This is a genomic window from Arthrobacter cupressi (assembly GCF_900099975.1).
Lineage (GTDB): Bacteria > Actinomycetota > Actinomycetes > Actinomycetales > Micrococcaceae > Arthrobacter > Arthrobacter cupressi.
The window spans coordinates 99,448-114,055 of sequence record NZ_FNEI01000002.1; the positions used below are offsets into that span (position 1 = coordinate 99,448).

Genomic DNA, 14,608 nt, shown 5'->3' on the forward strand with positions numbered 1-14,608 from the left:
CCTCGGTGAGGGGAGAGGGCACGGCGGTGCCCTTGGACAGCGGAATCCGAGGGCGGTTCCGGCCGGTAAAATCATCCGGTGAACACCAGGATCCCCAACGAGCCGCACAAGGCCGTACTTCTCACCGCGGTCGGCACCACCGTGGTGATCGCCGTCGGCGCCTTCATTCTGTCCTTCGCGGCGCTGACGGACCTTGCGCAGCGCTCCGGTATTGAGGCCCACCTGGCCTGGATCTGGCCCATCATCGTGGACGGCATGATCGTGGCCTCCACGGTGGCGATTGTGGCCCTCAACGGGCACAGCCGCCGGGCCATGGTCTACCCGTGGACGCTGCTGTTCTTCGGCGCGATTGTCTCCACCGCCGCCAACTCCGTCCACGCCATCCTGACCGTGGACGCGATCCGCTCCGGCATCCCGCCGATCGTCTCGGCCCTGGTGGCTGCGATGCCGCCCGTGGTTCTTCTGGCCATCACCCACCTCACGGTGCACATGTACCAGAAGCGCGCGGAGGTGGCCGAACTGCACCGCGAGCAGGCCGAGCTGGATCAGTCGGAGCTTGCCCAGGCGGAGTGGGAGCGGGCCGCGCTCGAGGAGGCGTACCGCGCGCCGGAATACCGTGCGCCTGAACACCACGCGCCGCCGGCGCCCCCGTACGCCCCGCCTGCGCCAAGGTCGGGTCCGGTGACCGCTGCGATTCCCGTGCAGGCCCCCGCGCGGCGGGAGGACGACGTCGTGCCGGCGCTTTACGAGGAAATGGTCCAGGCGCTGGAACCGGTGGAGCAGCCGTCCGCGGACGGCGCCGGCGTCCGCTTCTCGGATGAGGAACTGAGCCAGGAAGACCTGCCCGACGACGACCCCCGGCTGAGCGCGGCGAAGGGCTAGTACAGCTAGTCCACTAAAGGCCGCACCTGAGGTGTGGCCTTTGCCCTCAGCGGAGTGAGCGCAGGGGGACTTGGAATATCCGATGCCCCAGCATCCCTTTTCCTTCCGGTTCAGGTAATCTTGATTTAGTAAGGGTACTTAGTTTATGGCCAGTCTGCTTTGGCTTCGACCGCGGACCGGCAGGGAAGGAGTGGAGAACATGAGAATCGGTGCATCCATTGTCCTGATAGCCCTCGGGGCCATCCTCGCATTCGCCCTCGCTCCGGGACTGATTCCGTTCATTGATCAGATGCTGGTCGGCTATATCCTCATGGCCGTCGGCGTGCTGGGCCTGATCGTATCGATCATCATGGCCTTCTCGGCGCACCGGCACACGGTCGTCGAACACGGTCCGGATACCGTCACCTAGGGCAGCTGCGGTCACCGGCGGTTCGGAGTCATGGCGCGTGTTCAACTCGTTTCTCCGCCGCCGGAGAAAGCCCGTTTTCGCCACAACGCGAAAGGAAAGAAATGATCATCCTCGGACTTATTCTGCTGATTGCCGGCTGGCTACTCAACATCGGCATCCTCAGCACCATCGGCTGGATTTTGCTGGCCGTCGGCCTCATCCTGCTTATTCTCGGCGCGCTCAATCGCCCCGTCTTCGGTGGGCGCCGGTACTGGTACTAGCCAGGACGCCCGCACGTGGGCCGACGAACATAGTGGAAACACCCGCTCCCAAGGTCCAGCCACCCTCGCCGCGACGGTGATCCTCGCGGAACGCACGACGCCGGCCCAACGCGTGGAGGGGCCGGCGTCGTCCGTTCTTGCAGGGAACGTCCGTTCTTGCAGGGAACTAGGACTTCTGGTTGAAGCGGACGTGGTTGCCTGAGGGGTCGCGGAAGGCGCAGTCGCGCGGACCCCACGGCTGGTCGATCGGCTCCTGGAGCACCTCGGCGCCGGCGGCACGGAGGTGTTCGAAGGTGGCGTCGACGTTGTCGGTCCGGAACACGATGACCGGCAGCACGCCCTTCGTCAGGAGCACCTGGAGGGCGTCGCCGTCGTCCTTGGAACGGCCGGCGTGCGGTTCGGACAGCACGAGTTCCAGGTCCGGCTGGGAGGCGCTGCCGAGGGTGACCCAGCGCTGCCCGTCGGAGCCGACATCGTTGCGCACTTCGAGGCCGAGGGCGTCGCGGTAGAAGGCGAGCGATTCGTCGAGGTCGTTGACAGTGATCTGTGAGTACTGAAGTGAAATGTTCATGCCTCAAACGTAGGGCGGCGTTCAGGCGGTCGCTTCTTCAATCCTGCTCGGCTTGCGGTCCGGCTTGGTGCGCTGCCGGGCGATGCAGGACGGCATCGCTTTGACTGCTTCGTGTTCCCGGTCCCGGTAGGCGCTGGGGGTCATGCCGACCACCTCGGTGAAGCGGGAACTGAAGGAACCCAGGGAGGTACAGCCCACCTCCATGCAGGCGTCGGTGACGGTGCTGCCGGCGCGCAGCAGGGCCATGGCCCGCTCGATCCTGCGGGTCATGAGGTAGTTGTAGGGCGTCTCTCCGTAGGCGGCCTTGAACTGGCGCGAGAAATGCGCCGGCGACATCAGCGCCCCGGCGGCCATGGTGGGCACGTCCAGCGGGCGGGCGTATTCGCGGTCGATCAGGTCCCGCGCCCGGCGCAGAAAGGCCAGGTTGGCCAGTTCCTGGGGAGTCATGCGGCAAGTCTAGCCCCGGCGGAGGCCAACGCGGGGTCACTGACGGCCCCCGGAACATGGGCCGTCAGTGACACCGCGTTGGTGGTGTACGGCGGGGTCAGCCGAGCAGGGCGCGGGTGTGGTCGTTGAGGAACACACCGCGGGGATCGAACTCCCTGCGGACCTCGAGGAAGGTGTCCAGCCCGGGGTAGAGCCGTTCCAGGCGGCTCCGGCTCATGAAGTGAATCTTCCCCCAATGCGCACGGGGCTCGAATTCCTGCAGGAGGGCGTCGGCGTCGCGGAAGAAGGCCCAGTAGTCCGTGCCAGGCTCGGTGGTGAGGGTGATGACCGTGGTGTCCCTGCCCTGGAACTGGGACAGGTAGCCCTCGTCCGCCTTCACCCACCGGACCTCCACCGGGTACTGCTGCTCCGGATGCCGGGTGCGGATGAGGTCCTGGATGGCCTCAGTGGCGGCCAGCCCGTGCTCCACGGGGACGAAGTATTCCAGCTCGTGGAACGGCGTGGTGAAGCCGCCCGGGTAAATTCGGTAGGAGCGGTCCAGGCGCTTGCCTTCGACGCCGGAGATCCCGCTTTCGTCTTTCAGCTCAACCACGTTGTACCGCTTCGTGTAGCTCCGGTTGGCCATGCGCTCGCCGGGTGCGCCGGGCAGGTCCAGGAGTTCCGCGGACCCTTCCCCGGGGCACCAGAGGAAGGAGTAGTGGCGGTTGCCCGCGATGTCCGCGTCCCAGCCGGCCACGGTTTCGTCCCACTCGGGGTACGTGATTTCCTCCTGCAGGTAGTACGCGTCCTCGACGGCGAGCTCCACCTCCAGGAAAATCCCCAGCGTCCCCAGGGCGACCTGTGCCGCCCGGAGTTCCCGCAGCTGGCCTTCGCCGATTTCGACGATCTCCCCGTGGCCGTCGATGAGCCGGACCCAGCGCAGGGCCGAGGAGAAGCTGCCCAGCCCGATCCCCGAACCGTGCGTGCTGGTGGACAGTGCCCCGGCGATCTGCTGCTTGTCGATGTCGCCCTGGTTGGCCAGGGCCAGGCCCTGCTCCCAGAGCGGGTCCCCGAAGGCGTTGATGGTGGTGCCGGCCCGGGCCCGTGCACGGCGGCGTCCCGGGTCGGTTCCGGTGATCCCGGCCAGGGCGGACATATCCATCAGCACCCCGCCGGTCTGGACCAGCGGGGAGGAAGAGTGCCCGGACCCGACCGCGCGCACCGGGAGTCCTTCCTTGATGGCGAAGCGCACCGCGTCCAGGGCCTCCTGCTCGGTGGTGGGGCGCACGGTGAATGCCGGCGTGGCGTGCTGGTTCCCTCCCCAGTTGCTCCACGGCACATCCGTGCCGAACGGGACCGGCGGGAAGGCCGCGTCTGCCAGGCCGCGGCCGGTGGCGTTGCTCATTGTCAGGCTCCGATCAGTTGCTTCAACGCTCATGCGCCGTGGTTGACCATGACGTGCTTGGTCCGTGAGTAGTCGTCCAGGGCGTACAGGGAAAGGTCCCTGCCGTAGCCGGATCCCTTGAACCCGCCCCACGGAACTTCGTTGGCCAGGACCAGGTGGGCGTTCACCCACACGGTACCGAAGTCCAGCTGCTTGGGGACGCTGAACGAAAGCCCCGAGTCCTTGGTCCACACGGAGGCGGAGAGCCCGTACGGGGTTTCGTTCGCCCGCTTCACGGCTTCCTCCGTGGACGCGAAGGATTCCACGGTGACCACGGGGCCGAAGATTTCGTGGCTGGCGATCGGTGCACCGGTGGGAACATCGGCGATCACCGTCGGTTCGATGAAGTATCCCGGTCCATCCAGCGCCGAGCCTCCGACGACGGTCCGCAGCCCGGCGGCCTTCGCCTCCGCGAGTGCCTCCTTGACCCGCTCGAAATGCTGGCGGGAGATCATCGGGCCGATCTCGACGTCGTCCCCTGCGTCCGGCGCGCCGAGCACCAGGGTGCCGACCTCCTCGGCAAGGAGCCGGGTGAATTCCTCGGCGACGGATTCGTGGACCAGGACGCGGCAGGCCGCACCGCAGTCCTGGCCGGCGTTCCAGTACCCGGCGTTCCGCACCCCGGCGGCCGCGGTGGCGAGGTCGGCGTCGGGGAAGACCACCACGGGCGCCTTGCCGCCGAGCTCCAGGTGGACGCGCTTGACGGAGCGGGCCGCTGTCCCGGCCACCGCCTGCCCGCTGGCCACGCTGCCGGTCAGGGCCACGAGGGCGATGTCCGGGTGCTCGGAGAGCCGCTGCCCCACGGTGCGGCCCTGTCCGGTGACGACGTTGAGGATGCCGTCCGGGATCTGCCCGGCCACCAGTTCGGCGAGCTTCAGGGTGGACAGCGGGGTCTGCTCCGAGGGCTTGAGGACCACGCTGTTGCCCGCGGCCAGGATCGGGGCGAGCTTCCAGGCCGCCATCAGCAGGGGGTAATTCCACGGGGTGATGACTCCCACTACGCCCACGGGTTCGCGCAGGATCACCGAGGTGTGGCCGGGGGCGTAGTCGCCGCCCGCCAGGGAGGTCAGGGTGCGGCAGGCGCCGGCCATGAAACGGAAGGTGTCGATGGTGCTGGAGACGTCGTCCTCCGCGACCGCTCCGGGCTTGCCGGTGTTGGCGGCCTCGAGGCGCTCGAAGACGGCCCGGTTGGCCTCGATGATGTCCGCGATCCGGTGCAGGACTTCCGAGCGTTCCCGCGGGGTGGTGCCACCCCAGGACGCCTGGGCGGCGACGGCGGCAGCAACGGCGGTGTCGACGTCGGCGGCCGTGCCGGCGGCAACCGAGGCGAGGACTGCGCCGGTGGACGGGTTGAAGACATCGAGCAGGTCGGCGGAGGCGCCCGGGACGAAGGCGCCGTTGATGAAGTGTCCCGATGGCGGCAGTTCAGGGGCGCTGGTCTGTCCGGGGGCGCGACGGACGATGAAGGCAGCGCGCGGCAGGGCGGTCTCGGTGGTGGTCATGGCAGTGGTTCCAATCTTTCGGAGTGGTCGTGGGGCTGGTGGGCGCCGGCTCAGGCGGCGTCGCGGTTCAGGCCGCGTCGCCCACCAGCGCGGGGGTGGGGGAGTCTGCGGGTTCCGAGCTTTTGCCCAGGGTCCGGGCGACGCGGGCCGCGGCGTAGTACAGGGGCGCCACGACGATCAGCCCGACGATCCAGGAGAGGTCCACGCCGCCCATCGCGGCGGCGACCGGGCCGGTGTAGACGGCGGTGGCGGTGAACGGAATCTGGATGAGGGCGCCGGCGATGTAGGAACCGATGGCGACCCAGTTGAACCGCCCGTACACGCCGCCGTCGCGCCTGAAGAAGTCGTCCACGCGGTAGTGGCCGTGCCGCAGCAGGTAGTAGTCCACCAGGTTGATGGCCGTCCACGGCACCAGGACGTACATCAGGAAGGACAGGAAGTTGGTGTAGAAGAGGATGAAGTTGTCCCGGGCGAACAGGGCCACGGACACCGCCACGGCGAAGAGGATGATGGCGGCCACGCTGCGGGTCTTGGCCTTGGGCATCCAGTCCGGTTTGAAGGTCTGGCCGACGGTGAGGCTGCACAGGACGCCGCAGTAGAGGTTCATGGCGTTCGAGGCGGCCACCCCGAGGCAGAAGATGCCGATGATCACCGCCGTGAGGGGCTGGAGCTGCGAGCCGAGGTCTCCGACGATATCGGCGCCGGCGGGGTCTCCGGAGAGGGTGAGTGCCACCGAGCCCACGAGGGCGCCGAGCACCATCGGGAAGAGCGTGCCCAGCACGCAGCCGGAGTAGGACGCCCAGAACGCCGGCCGCGAACCGGTGCCCTGTGGCAGGTAGCGGGAGTAGTCGGAAACGTAGGGTGCGTAGGCCAGCTGCCAGAGGGCCGAGACGGAGACGGTGCCCATGAAGCCGGCCCAGTTGAAGCTTCCTTGCTCCAGGAGCCCGGCGGGCAGGCCGTTGACGAAGAGGACCCAGATGAACGCCACCACCAGGGCGATGCCGGCCACGATGCTGAGGAATTTCGCGTAGGCGTGGATGATCCGGTAGCCGAAGATCGTGGCGATGACGCTCACCACGCCGAGGATCACGATCCCGGAGTCCACGCCGATCCCGGGGTAGACCGCGGCCATCGCTTCGCCGCCGAAGACGAGGTTGGCGGCGAAGAAGCCGGCGTACATGATCACCACGATGAAAACGATCAGCAGGGCGCCGAAGGAGCCGAACTGCCCCCGCGTCTGGATCATCTGGGCGACGCCCAACTGCGGCCCCTGGGCGGAATGCAGGGCCATGAAGATGCCGCCGATGAGGTTGCCGAGGATGATCCCGACGACGGCGGTGGTGAAGTCGAGCCCGAAGACAGTGGTGGCGAGTCCGCCGGTCACGATCGTCATGATCATGATGTTGGAGCCGAACCAGATGGTGAACAGGTCGCGGGGCTTGCCGTGCCGTTCGTTCAGCGGGATGGGCTGGATGGTCTTGTCCTCCAGCCGGGGCACCTCCTTGACGGCCTGCGGGCCGATTGCGGTGCTCATGATGCGCTCCGGGCGGCCAGTGACAGCTCGTTGGTGTCCTCGCGGCTTCCCTTCACCATCAGGCCGAGCAGGTCGAAGACGAGGGTGGCCGCCGCCACCGAAGTGATGTCCGCGTGGTCGTAGGCCGGGGCGACCTCGACGACGTCGGCGCCCACGATGTTGATTCCCTCCAGCCCACGGAGCAGGGCGAGCAGTTCGCGGGAGTGAAGCCCGCCCATTTCGGGGGTGCCGGTGCCGGGGGCGTAGGACGGGTCGAGGACGTCGATGTCGATCGACACGTACACGGGGGTGTCGCCCAGGCGTTCCTTCACCTGTTCGATCGCCGCGGGCACTCCGAGGGTGTCCAGGTCCGAGCAGCGGATGATCTGGAAACCGAACTCATGGTCGCGGAGGAAATCGTTGCGGTCATAGACCGGGCCGCGGATGCCCACGTGCATGGAGCGGTCCTGGACCAGCAGGCCCTCTTCGAAGGCGCGGCGGAAGATGGTGCCGTGGGTGACGGGCTGGTCGAAGTACGTGTCCCAGGTGTCCAGGTGCGCGTCGAAGTGCAGCAGCGCCACGGGCCCGTGGACGGTGTTCAAGGCCCGCAGCATGGGCAGGGCGATGGTGTGGTCCCCGCCGATGGAGATCAGCCGCTTGCCTTCGCCGAGGAGCGGCAGGGCCTGCTCCTCGATTTCGCGGACGGCCCGGGTGATGTCGTACGGCGTGCAGACGATGTCTCCGGCGTCCACCACCTGGACCTCCCGCACGGGTTCCACGTCGAGTTCAACGTGGTAGCCGGGGCGCAGGAGGCGCGAGGCCTCGCGGACGGCCGCCGGACCGAAGCGGGCGCCCGGACGGAAGGAGGTGCCGCCGTCGAACGGGACGCCGACCACTGCGATGTCGTAGTCGGGAACGCGGTCGATCTGCGGGAGCCGGGCGAAAGTGCCAAGCCCCGCGAAGCGTGGAACCTTGGTGGCGTCGACGGGGCCAACGGGCTGGTGGACAGTCATGGGGGAGAATCCTTCACGTTGCGCTGGGGGCCTGCTGCCTCTGCAGGTCCTTCCATCATTAGTGATCGGCGTCACGTGGCCTATCGAGCGATTGACTACAAATAACAGGGGCACCTATACATATGTCTAAGAGCGCCGGAATTCCGGGCCGGTGAAGGGCATGCAGACAAGGAACGGAGCCTGACCATGGCCATGACGGTGGCGGAACTGCTCGCCGAGCCGCAACTGGGGTTGCGCCTGCTGGCGGGCGCCGGCGGCATGGGAAACCGCATCACTTGGGCCCACACCTCGGACCTGCCGCGGCTCTGGGAATGGACCACGGGCGGCGAAATCATGATGACCAACGGCATGTCCATTCCGGCCGACGCCGAGGGGCAGGTCGAGCTCGCACGGGAGCTGGTGAAGGCGGGCGCGAGCGCGCTGGCGGTCGGCGAAAAGATGCACGCCCCGGAGCTCCGTCCCGAACTGATCGAGGCCTGCGATTCCCTGCCCCTTCCGCTCATCAACATTCCCTACCCGCTGCCGTTCATCGCCATCGCCCGGACGGTGGCGGAGGCCTCCCTGATCGAGGAGTCGCGCCGGCTGCGGCAGACCGCCAGGATCTATGACCTGTTGCGGTTGGCGGGGGCGGACGATCACGGGCGGCGCCTGCTGCAGGGCCTGGCCGCTGAACTTGGCTCCAGGCTTTTCGTCATCGACCGGCGGTGCCTGGACCCCTGGCACCCGGACTGGGAGAAGCTGCCCGGGGAACTGTCCGGCTGGCTCGCCGGGAAGGTGGGGAAGGCGCCAGGCACGGTGAAGAATTTCCAATGGCTGCGGATGGGGGAGCAGCACGTGCTGATGATGGACATTCCCACCCATGCGAACGCCCTGCTGCTGGTCCTGCCGGACACCGAGCAGCATCCCGACGCGGTGGTCCTGCTCCATGCGGCCACGGTCCTGGGCCTCGAACTGTCCCGCACGGTGCTGGCGCTCGAAGGCCAGCGACGGCTGGGATCCGAGTTCCTCCTGCAGGCCTTCGACGGGCGCTACGGTGTGGCCGAACTTGAACGCCGGCTGGGCGAGTTCGGCATCCCCGCGCAAGACTTCGTGGTGGTGTCCATGTCCGGGGAAAACGGGGACCTGGCCAACGTCCACGTGGACCTGTGGGGACATGGATTCGCCTCCGCATGCCTGAACCGGGCCGGCCGCCTGCACCTCCTTGTTTCGAAGGAATGCCCGGCGGAACTGATGCGGCACGTGGTCAGCGGCTCCGTCCGGATCGGGGTGAGCGCGCCGGCCGGGGTGTCCGGGATCCAGACAGCACTGCAGGAATCGCTGTGGTCGCTCGGCACCGCGGAGAACAGCGCCCGGCAACTGGTGCGGTATCCCGAAGGGCCGTCCTGGTTGGGCCTGACGAGCCATGAGGAGGGCGCCGCGCTCGTCCAGCGACTGCTGGGGCCGGTCATTGACTACGAGCGCGGCCGTGAACCGGACCTGATGCACACCCTGAAGGTCTACCTGGACACCCAGCGCTCCTGGCAGAAGACGGCGGCCGTGCTTTTCACGCACCGCCAGACCGTGATCTACCGGATCCGGAAGATCGGCGAGCTGACGGGGCTGGACATGGGCGAAACGTCCACCCTCGCCCAGCTGTGGTTTGCCCTGCAGATCCACGAAGCCATGGATTTCCCCACCTGACCCCGCGACGCAGCCGGGGGTGGCGCCTAGAGTGTTAGCGACACCATCCCTTTCAGAGGAGTGCGCGATGAGAATTGCTGTCACTGGCGGAAGCGGCAAGCTTGGCCGGAACGTGGTCCGGGGCCTGAAGAAGGACGGCCACGAGGTGTTGAACCTGGATCGGGAAGGCCGGAAGGGGCCCGGGTACGTGAACGTTGACCTGCGCAACTACGGTCAGGTCCTCGATGCCATCCTTGGCCTGGATGACCGGCACAGCGGATTCGACGCGGTGGTGCACTTGGCGGCCATCCCCGCCCCGGGATTGGCGCCGGACGCCGCAACTTTCGAAAACAACATGCTCTCCACCTACAACGTCTTCCAGGCCGCGCGACGGGCGGGAATCAAGAAGATCGTCTATGCCTCCAGCGAGACCGTCCTTGGCCTGCCCTTTGACATCGCACCGCCGTATATCCCGGTGGACGAGGAATACCCGGCCCGGCCCGAGAGCACGTACTCGCTGGTCAAGCACCTCGAAGAGCAGATGGCCATCCAGTTCACGCGCTGGGACCCCGAACTGAGCATCGTGGCCCTGCGCTTCTCCAACGTGATGGACCCCGAGGATTATGAGGCGTTCCGGTCCTTCGACGCCGATGCCAGGCTCCGGAAGTGGAACCTGTGGGGCTACATCGACGCCCGTGACGGGGCACAGGTGGTGGCCCGCGCCCTCGAGAACGGGCAGCCGGGATTCGAGGCGTTCATCATCGCTGCCTCGGACACGGTCATGGAGAGATCAAGCGCGGAACTGGCCGCCGAAGTCTTTCCCGGCGTCGAGGTGGTCAAGGAACTGGACCGGCACGAAACCCTGTTGTCCATCGACAAGGCACGCCGGCTGCTGGGCTACGAGCCCGAGCACAGCTGGCGCGACTACCACTCGAACCGGACCACGCCCACTGAAGACTGAAACGAACTAAGGAGCAGCATGGAATACCGCACACTGGGCAGCAGCGGTGCTGTCGTGTCCGCTTACGCGCTGGGAACCATGACCTTCGGGGCCGAGGCGAGCGAAGAGACGTCCCACCTCATCCTGGACGACTACCTCGACGCCGGCGGCAACCTCCTGGACACCGCCGATGTCTACAGCCAGGGCGCGTCCGAGGAAATCATCGGCCGTTGGTTGGGCAGCCGGAGCGGCGCGCGGGATCGGGTGGTGCTCGCCACCAAGGGACGTTTTCCGATGGGACAAGGCCCCAATGACCTCGGCACGTCACGCCGGCATTTGGGCAAGGCACTGGACGACTCCCTGCGGCGCCTGGGTGTTGAGCAGATCGACCTGTACCAAATGCACGCCTGGGACCCCATCACCCCGCTGGAAGAGACCCTGCGCTTCCTGCACGACTCCGTCTGCAACGGAAAGATCGCCTACTACGGCTTCTCCAATTTCCTCGGCTGGCAGCTGACGAAGGCCGTCCACCTGGCGAAGGCACACGGCTGGAACCTTCCGGTCACCCTGCAGCCCCAGTACAACCTGCTGGTGCGGGACATTGAACTGGAGATTGTTCCCGCGGCGCTCGACGCTGGCATCGGCCTCCTGCCGTGGTCGCCGCTGGGCGGTGGCTGGCTTTCGGGCAAGTACAGGCGCGATGTGGACCCGACCGGGGCTACCCGGCTGGGGGAGAACCCGAAGCGCGGCATGGAAGCCTGGGAAGCCCGGAACGCGGACGAACACACCTGGCGGGTCCTCGACGCGGTCGAGGCGACAGCATCGTTGCACTCCGTCAGCCAGTCACAAGTTGCCCTCGCATGGCTGGCCGGCAGGCCGGCGGTGACATCCGTGATCCTGGGCGCACGGACACGCGATCAGCTGGCGGACAATCTGGCGGCGGCCGATCTTGAGCTGACAACCGAGGACATCGAGCGGCTGAACGGGGCGAGCAACCCCAGGCTCGGGGTGTATCCGTACGGGCCGAACGCGCAGGAACAACGCAGCCGCAAGATCGCCGGCGGCCGCTGAAGGCCGGAAGCTGCAAGGGGCCCGGTGCTACCCGGCCCCTTGCAGCTCAGCTCAGCCCAGCCGCGGTGTCCGCTGCGGCTCAGTGCGGCGGGAGCCGGTGGCTTCGAAAGCCGCCGCGAGGGCCAGCAGCGCGGTGTCGTCGTAGGCGCGGCCTGCGAAGGTCAGGCCCACGGGCATGCCGATGTCGGCCATCGTTCCCATCGGCACGGTGACCGTGGGAATCCCCAGGTGGCGGGGCACCAGGTTGCCGTTGGCCACCCAGACGCCGTTGCGCCAGCCGAGGTCCGCGGAGGCCGGGTTCACGTCCATGTCCGCCGGTCCGACGTCGGCGGCGGCCGGGAAGATCACGGCGTCAAGGCCCAGCCCGTCCATCCATTCTTCGAGGTCCAGTTTGCGGGTCAGCTCCAGGCCCCGCACACCGGCGGCCAGTTCCGGGATCTCCGTCATCGGCTGCTCCGGGTTGGAGCGGATGTGGGCGGGGTAGCCGGAAATGTTGTCGTCGAACCCGTCGTAACGGTCCGGCAGGGCACCGTCCGGATGCGGGAAGATCGCCGCGCCGTCCACCTGCGCCAGCGAATCCAGGGCCGGGTCGCCGTTGGCCGCCAGGAAGTCATTCCAGGACCAAGCGGACAGGTCCACGATTTCGCGGTGCAGGTACTCCGGGCTGACCAGTCCGCGGGTGGCGATGGTGGGTGCGCCCGGCCGGTCGCCCTCGTAGTTGCTCACCACGGGGAAGTCCACCAACACCACCTCGGCACCGGCGGCCTCCAGGTCACGCCGCGCGGCTTCCCAGAGATCGATCACGGAGGCACGGGTCTCGATCCGCTGCCCGGTAGGTCCGCCGATTCCCGCAGCTCCCTCGGTTCCGGCCTCGGCGTCGGCGTTCACATACATCCGCGGCACCCCGAAACGCTTGCCCCGCAAAGCCGCCCGGCCGCCGTCGGGATCTGCCGGAGCGAGCGCCGGGTAGGATTCCGGCCGCACCTCGGAGGCCTTCGGGATTTCCACCCACGGCTGCACGCGCCAGAAGTCGCCGCGCGCCTCGGCGTCGTCCGCCACGATCACGTCCAGCAACTCCAGCAGGTCCGCCATGGAGCGGGTGTGCGGGACCACCACGTCCATCGTGGGGACCAGCGGCCAGTTGCCGCGCACCGAGATCACGCCGCGGGAGGGCGTGTATGCGCACAGGGCATTGTTCGACGCCGGTGCGCGGCCGCTTGACCACGTCTCCTCGCCCAGGCCGAAGGCACCGAAGCTGGCCGCCGTCGCGGTGCCAGAGCCGTTGGAGGAACCGGAGCCGAAGGCCGCCGTCAGGAAGTCGGCGTTGTACGGGCTCTCGGCCCGGCCGTAAACTCCGCGCTGCATGCCGCCGTTGGCCATGGGCGGCATGTTGGTCAGGCCGATCAGCACGGCGCCGGCGTCGCGCAGGCGTTCGATGGTGAAGGCGTCCCGCTGCGCCACGAGGTCCTTGAACGCCGGCGACCCGGCGGCGGCGGTGAGGCCCTTGGCCAGGTATGAGTCCTTGGCGGTGTAGGGGATGCCCTCCAAGTGACCCCGGCTCTCGCCGCGGGCGCGGCGCTCGTCCGAGGCGATGGCATCGGCGCGGGCGTCCGGGTTCATGACCACCATGGCGTTGAGTTCGCCGTCGTAGGCCGCGATGCGTTCCAGGTACGCGTCCAGGAGTTCAAGCGAGGTGGTTTCGCCGGATTCCAGGGCAGCGCGAAGCCGGGCGATGGACGCCTCGACGACGTCGAAGCGGGCCATTACGCCACACCTCCCTTCGGGGCGGGCAGGGCAGGCTGCTGCTGGGTGATGCAGTGGATGCCGCCGCCGCGGGCCAGGATGGGCCGGGCGTCCACGGTGACCACGCGGCGCCCCGGGTAGGCCTCGGCCAGGATCTCGGCGGCGAGGGCGTCGGCGCGTTCTTCGCCGTAGCCGCAGGCGATGACGCCGCCGTTGACCACCAGGTGGTTGACGTAGCTCCAGTCCACGAAACCGTCCTCGTCGCGGAGGGTCTCCGGGGCGGGCAGCTGGACGATCTCAAAAGGCTTGCCCGCGGCGTCCGTCTGGGTTTCCAGGAAGGCGTGCAGGCTGCGGCTGACCTCGTAGTCCGGGTGCTCCGGGTTGCCCTGGGAGTGCAGCAGGATGCGCCCGGGGGCCGGCAGGGTGGCCACCATGTCGATGTGGCCGCGGGTGCCCATGTCCTCGTAGTCCCGGGTGAGGCCGCGCGGAACCCAGATGACCTTGGTTGCGCCGATGGTGCGGGCCAATTCGGCCTCCACCCGGGCCTTGTCCGCGTAGGGGTTCCGGCTCGGGTCGAGCTGCACGGTTTCGGTGACGAGCACGGTGCCTTCGCCGTCCACGTGGATGGCGCCGCCTTCGTTGACCAGCAGGGAGCTCACCAGCTCGGAGCCGGACTGCTCGGCGACGAAGCGCGCCATGCCGGCGCTCTTTTCCCATTCGGCCCACTGCGGGGCGCCCCAGCCGTTGAAGACCCAGTCGACGGCGCCAAGCACGCCGGGGCGCTCGTCGTCGAGCACGAAGGTGGGTCCGACGTCGCGCATCCAGAACTCGTCAAGGGGTGCCTGAAGCTGTTCGATGCCGCTGCCGAGCATGCGGGCGGCGCGTTCGCGCTCGCTGGGGTCCACCACCATGGTGACGGGTTCGAATTCGGCGACCGCGTGCGCGACGGCCGTCCAGGCAGCGTACGCTTCCTCGGCCGACGCGGCATCGTCGCCGAGCGTCAGGCCGGTGCGGGGGAACGCCATCCAGGTGCGTTCGTGGGGTGCGGTTTCGGCCGGCATTTTCCAAGCCATGAAGACTCCTCTGTGCTGCAAGCTTCTCTGCTGCAAGCTCGTTGATTGCGAAGCTTGTTGATCATGCGATCAATAATGCTGAAAAGTTACTTTAGACTGGTC

14 protein-coding genes are annotated in these 14,608 nt (G+C 67.7%); 6 read left to right on the forward strand and 8 right to left on the reverse strand.

The features are described from left to right. Positions 1–78 precede the first annotated feature (78 nt). The 3 genes from BLP88_RS19020 (at position 79) to BLP88_RS18885 (ending at position 1,551) form a co-directional block, all read left to right on the forward strand. Positions 79–882 (forward strand): DUF2637 domain-containing protein, encoded by an 804-nt coding sequence (locus tag BLP88_RS19020; protein WP_217635130.1) that lies wholly within the window; start codon positions 79–81, stop codon positions 880–882. A gap of 199 nt (positions 883–1,081) precedes the next feature. After that, complete coding sequence (locus BLP88_RS02890) at positions 1,082–1,291, forward strand: DUF6458 family protein (protein WP_074586775.1); 210 nt, start codon at positions 1,082–1,084, stop codon at positions 1,289–1,291. Positions 1,292–1,392: 101 nt separating this feature from the next. Then, positions 1,393–1,551 carry a hypothetical protein gene (locus BLP88_RS18885; RefSeq protein ID WP_175453478.1) on the forward strand — a complete coding sequence of 53 codons (159 nt, stop codon included), beginning with the start codon at positions 1,393–1,395 and terminating at the stop codon, positions 1,549–1,551. Positions 1,552–1,717: 166 nt separating this feature from the next. On the opposite strand, the gene BLP88_RS02895 is transcribed toward BLP88_RS18885, so the two are convergent. From BLP88_RS02895 to speB, 6 genes are all read right to left on the reverse strand, one after another. After that, a complete protein-coding gene (locus BLP88_RS02895) occupies positions 1,718–2,122 on the reverse strand; it encodes a VOC family protein (protein WP_074586776.1) in 405 nt (134 codons plus the stop codon). Between the two features lie 21 nt (positions 2,123–2,143). After that, positions 2,144–2,569 carry a helix-turn-helix transcriptional regulator gene (locus BLP88_RS02900; protein WP_074586778.1) on the reverse strand — a complete coding sequence of 142 codons (426 nt, stop codon included), beginning with the start codon at positions 2,567–2,569 and terminating at the stop codon, positions 2,144–2,146. Between the two features lie 97 nt (positions 2,570–2,666). Then, positions 2,667–3,953: a D-arabinono-1,4-lactone oxidase gene (locus BLP88_RS02905; RefSeq protein ID WP_245679748.1), complete on the reverse strand. Its 1,287-nt coding sequence runs from the start codon at positions 3,951–3,953 to the stop codon at positions 2,667–2,669. 29 nt (positions 3,954–3,982) lie between these two features. Further along, positions 3,983–5,494, reverse strand: a complete 1,512-nt coding sequence (locus BLP88_RS02910; RefSeq protein WP_175453479.1) for an aminobutyraldehyde dehydrogenase — start codon at positions 5,492–5,494, stop codon at positions 3,983–3,985. A 67-nt stretch (positions 5,495–5,561) separates the two neighbouring features. Next, a complete protein-coding gene (locus BLP88_RS02915) occupies positions 5,562–7,028 on the reverse strand; it encodes a purine-cytosine permease family protein (protein ID WP_074586780.1) in 1,467 nt (488 codons plus the stop codon). After that, the gene (speB, locus tag BLP88_RS02920; RefSeq protein WP_074586781.1) at positions 7,025–8,020 is read right to left on the reverse strand and encodes an agmatinase; all 996 of its coding nucleotides are present in this window, start codon (positions 8,018–8,020) and stop codon (positions 7,025–7,027) included. Before speB ends, BLP88_RS02915 begins: the two co-directional genes overlap by 4 nt. Positions 8,021–8,206: 186 nt before the next feature. Here speB and BLP88_RS02925 point away from each other — a divergent pair, with 186 nt between their 5' ends. The 3 genes from BLP88_RS02925 (at position 8,207) to BLP88_RS02935 (ending at position 11,690) form a co-directional block, all read left to right on the forward strand. Next, positions 8,207–9,700, forward strand: a complete 1,494-nt coding sequence (locus BLP88_RS02925; protein ID WP_074586783.1) for a PucR family transcriptional regulator — start codon at positions 8,207–8,209, stop codon at positions 9,698–9,700. A 67-nt stretch (positions 9,701–9,767) separates the two neighbouring features. Beyond that, positions 9,768–10,640 (forward strand): NAD-dependent epimerase/dehydratase family protein, encoded by an 873-nt coding sequence (locus BLP88_RS02930; RefSeq protein WP_074586784.1) that lies wholly within the window; start codon positions 9,768–9,770, stop codon positions 10,638–10,640. Between the two features lie 18 nt (positions 10,641–10,658). After that, on the forward strand, positions 10,659–11,690 hold the full coding sequence (locus tag BLP88_RS02935; RefSeq protein WP_074586785.1) for an aldo/keto reductase: 1,032 nt from the start codon (positions 10,659–10,661) through the stop codon (positions 11,688–11,690). Between the two features lie 51 nt (positions 11,691–11,741). Here the strand turns inward: BLP88_RS02935 and BLP88_RS02940 are convergent, their stop codons facing one another. Both BLP88_RS02940 and BLP88_RS02945 read right to left on the reverse strand, forming a co-directional pair. Continuing rightward, a complete protein-coding gene (locus BLP88_RS02940; protein ID WP_074586786.1) occupies positions 11,742–13,454 on the reverse strand; it encodes an amidase in 1,713 nt (570 codons plus the stop codon). Continuing rightward, entirely contained in the window at positions 13,454–14,506 is a 1,053-nt protein-coding gene (locus BLP88_RS02945; RefSeq protein WP_074586788.1) for an agmatine deiminase family protein, read from the reverse strand. Before BLP88_RS02945 ends, BLP88_RS02940 begins: the two co-directional genes overlap by 1 nt. Between the last annotated feature and the right edge of the window lie 102 nt (positions 14,507–14,608).

Excerpts from the sequence above, each read along its gene's own strand:
- BLP88_RS02890 (WP_074586775.1), top strand. The coding sequence starts at position 1,082 with ATGAGAATCGGTGCATCCATTGTCCTGATAGCCCTCGGGGCCATCCTC.
- BLP88_RS18885 (WP_175453478.1), top strand. The coding sequence starts at position 1,393 with ATGATCATCCTCGGACTTATTCTGCTGATTGCCGGCTGGCTACTCAAC.
- BLP88_RS02895 (WP_074586776.1), bottom strand. The coding sequence starts at position 2,122 with ATGAACATTTCACTTCAGTACTCACAGATCACTGTCAACGACCTCGAC.
- BLP88_RS02900 (WP_074586778.1), bottom strand. The coding sequence starts at position 2,569 with ATGACTCCCCAGGAACTGGCCAACCTGGCCTTTCTGCGCCGGGCGCGG.
- BLP88_RS02905 (WP_245679748.1), bottom strand. The coding sequence starts at position 3,953 with ATGAGCAACGCCACCGGCCGCGGCCTGGCAGACGCGGCCTTCCCGCCG.
- BLP88_RS02910 (WP_175453479.1), bottom strand. The coding sequence starts at position 5,494 with ATGACCACCACCGAGACCGCCCTGCCGCGCGCTGCCTTCATCGTCCGT.
- BLP88_RS02915 (WP_074586780.1), bottom strand. The coding sequence starts at position 7,028 with ATGAGCACCGCAATCGGCCCGCAGGCCGTCAAGGAGGTGCCCCGGCTG.
- speB (WP_074586781.1), bottom strand. The coding sequence starts at position 8,020 with ATGACTGTCCACCAGCCCGTTGGCCCCGTCGACGCCACCAAGGTTCCA.
- BLP88_RS02925 (WP_074586783.1), top strand. The coding sequence starts at position 8,207 with ATGGCCATGACGGTGGCGGAACTGCTCGCCGAGCCGCAACTGGGGTTG.
- BLP88_RS02930 (WP_074586784.1), top strand. The coding sequence starts at position 9,768 with ATGAGAATTGCTGTCACTGGCGGAAGCGGCAAGCTTGGCCGGAACGTG.
- BLP88_RS02935 (WP_074586785.1), top strand. The coding sequence starts at position 10,659 with ATGGAATACCGCACACTGGGCAGCAGCGGTGCTGTCGTGTCCGCTTAC.
- BLP88_RS02940 (WP_074586786.1), bottom strand. The coding sequence starts at position 13,454 with ATGGCCCGCTTCGACGTCGTCGAGGCGTCCATCGCCCGGCTTCGCGCT.
- BLP88_RS02945 (WP_074586788.1), bottom strand. The coding sequence starts at position 14,506 with ATGGCTTGGAAAATGCCGGCCGAAACCGCACCCCACGAACGCACCTGG.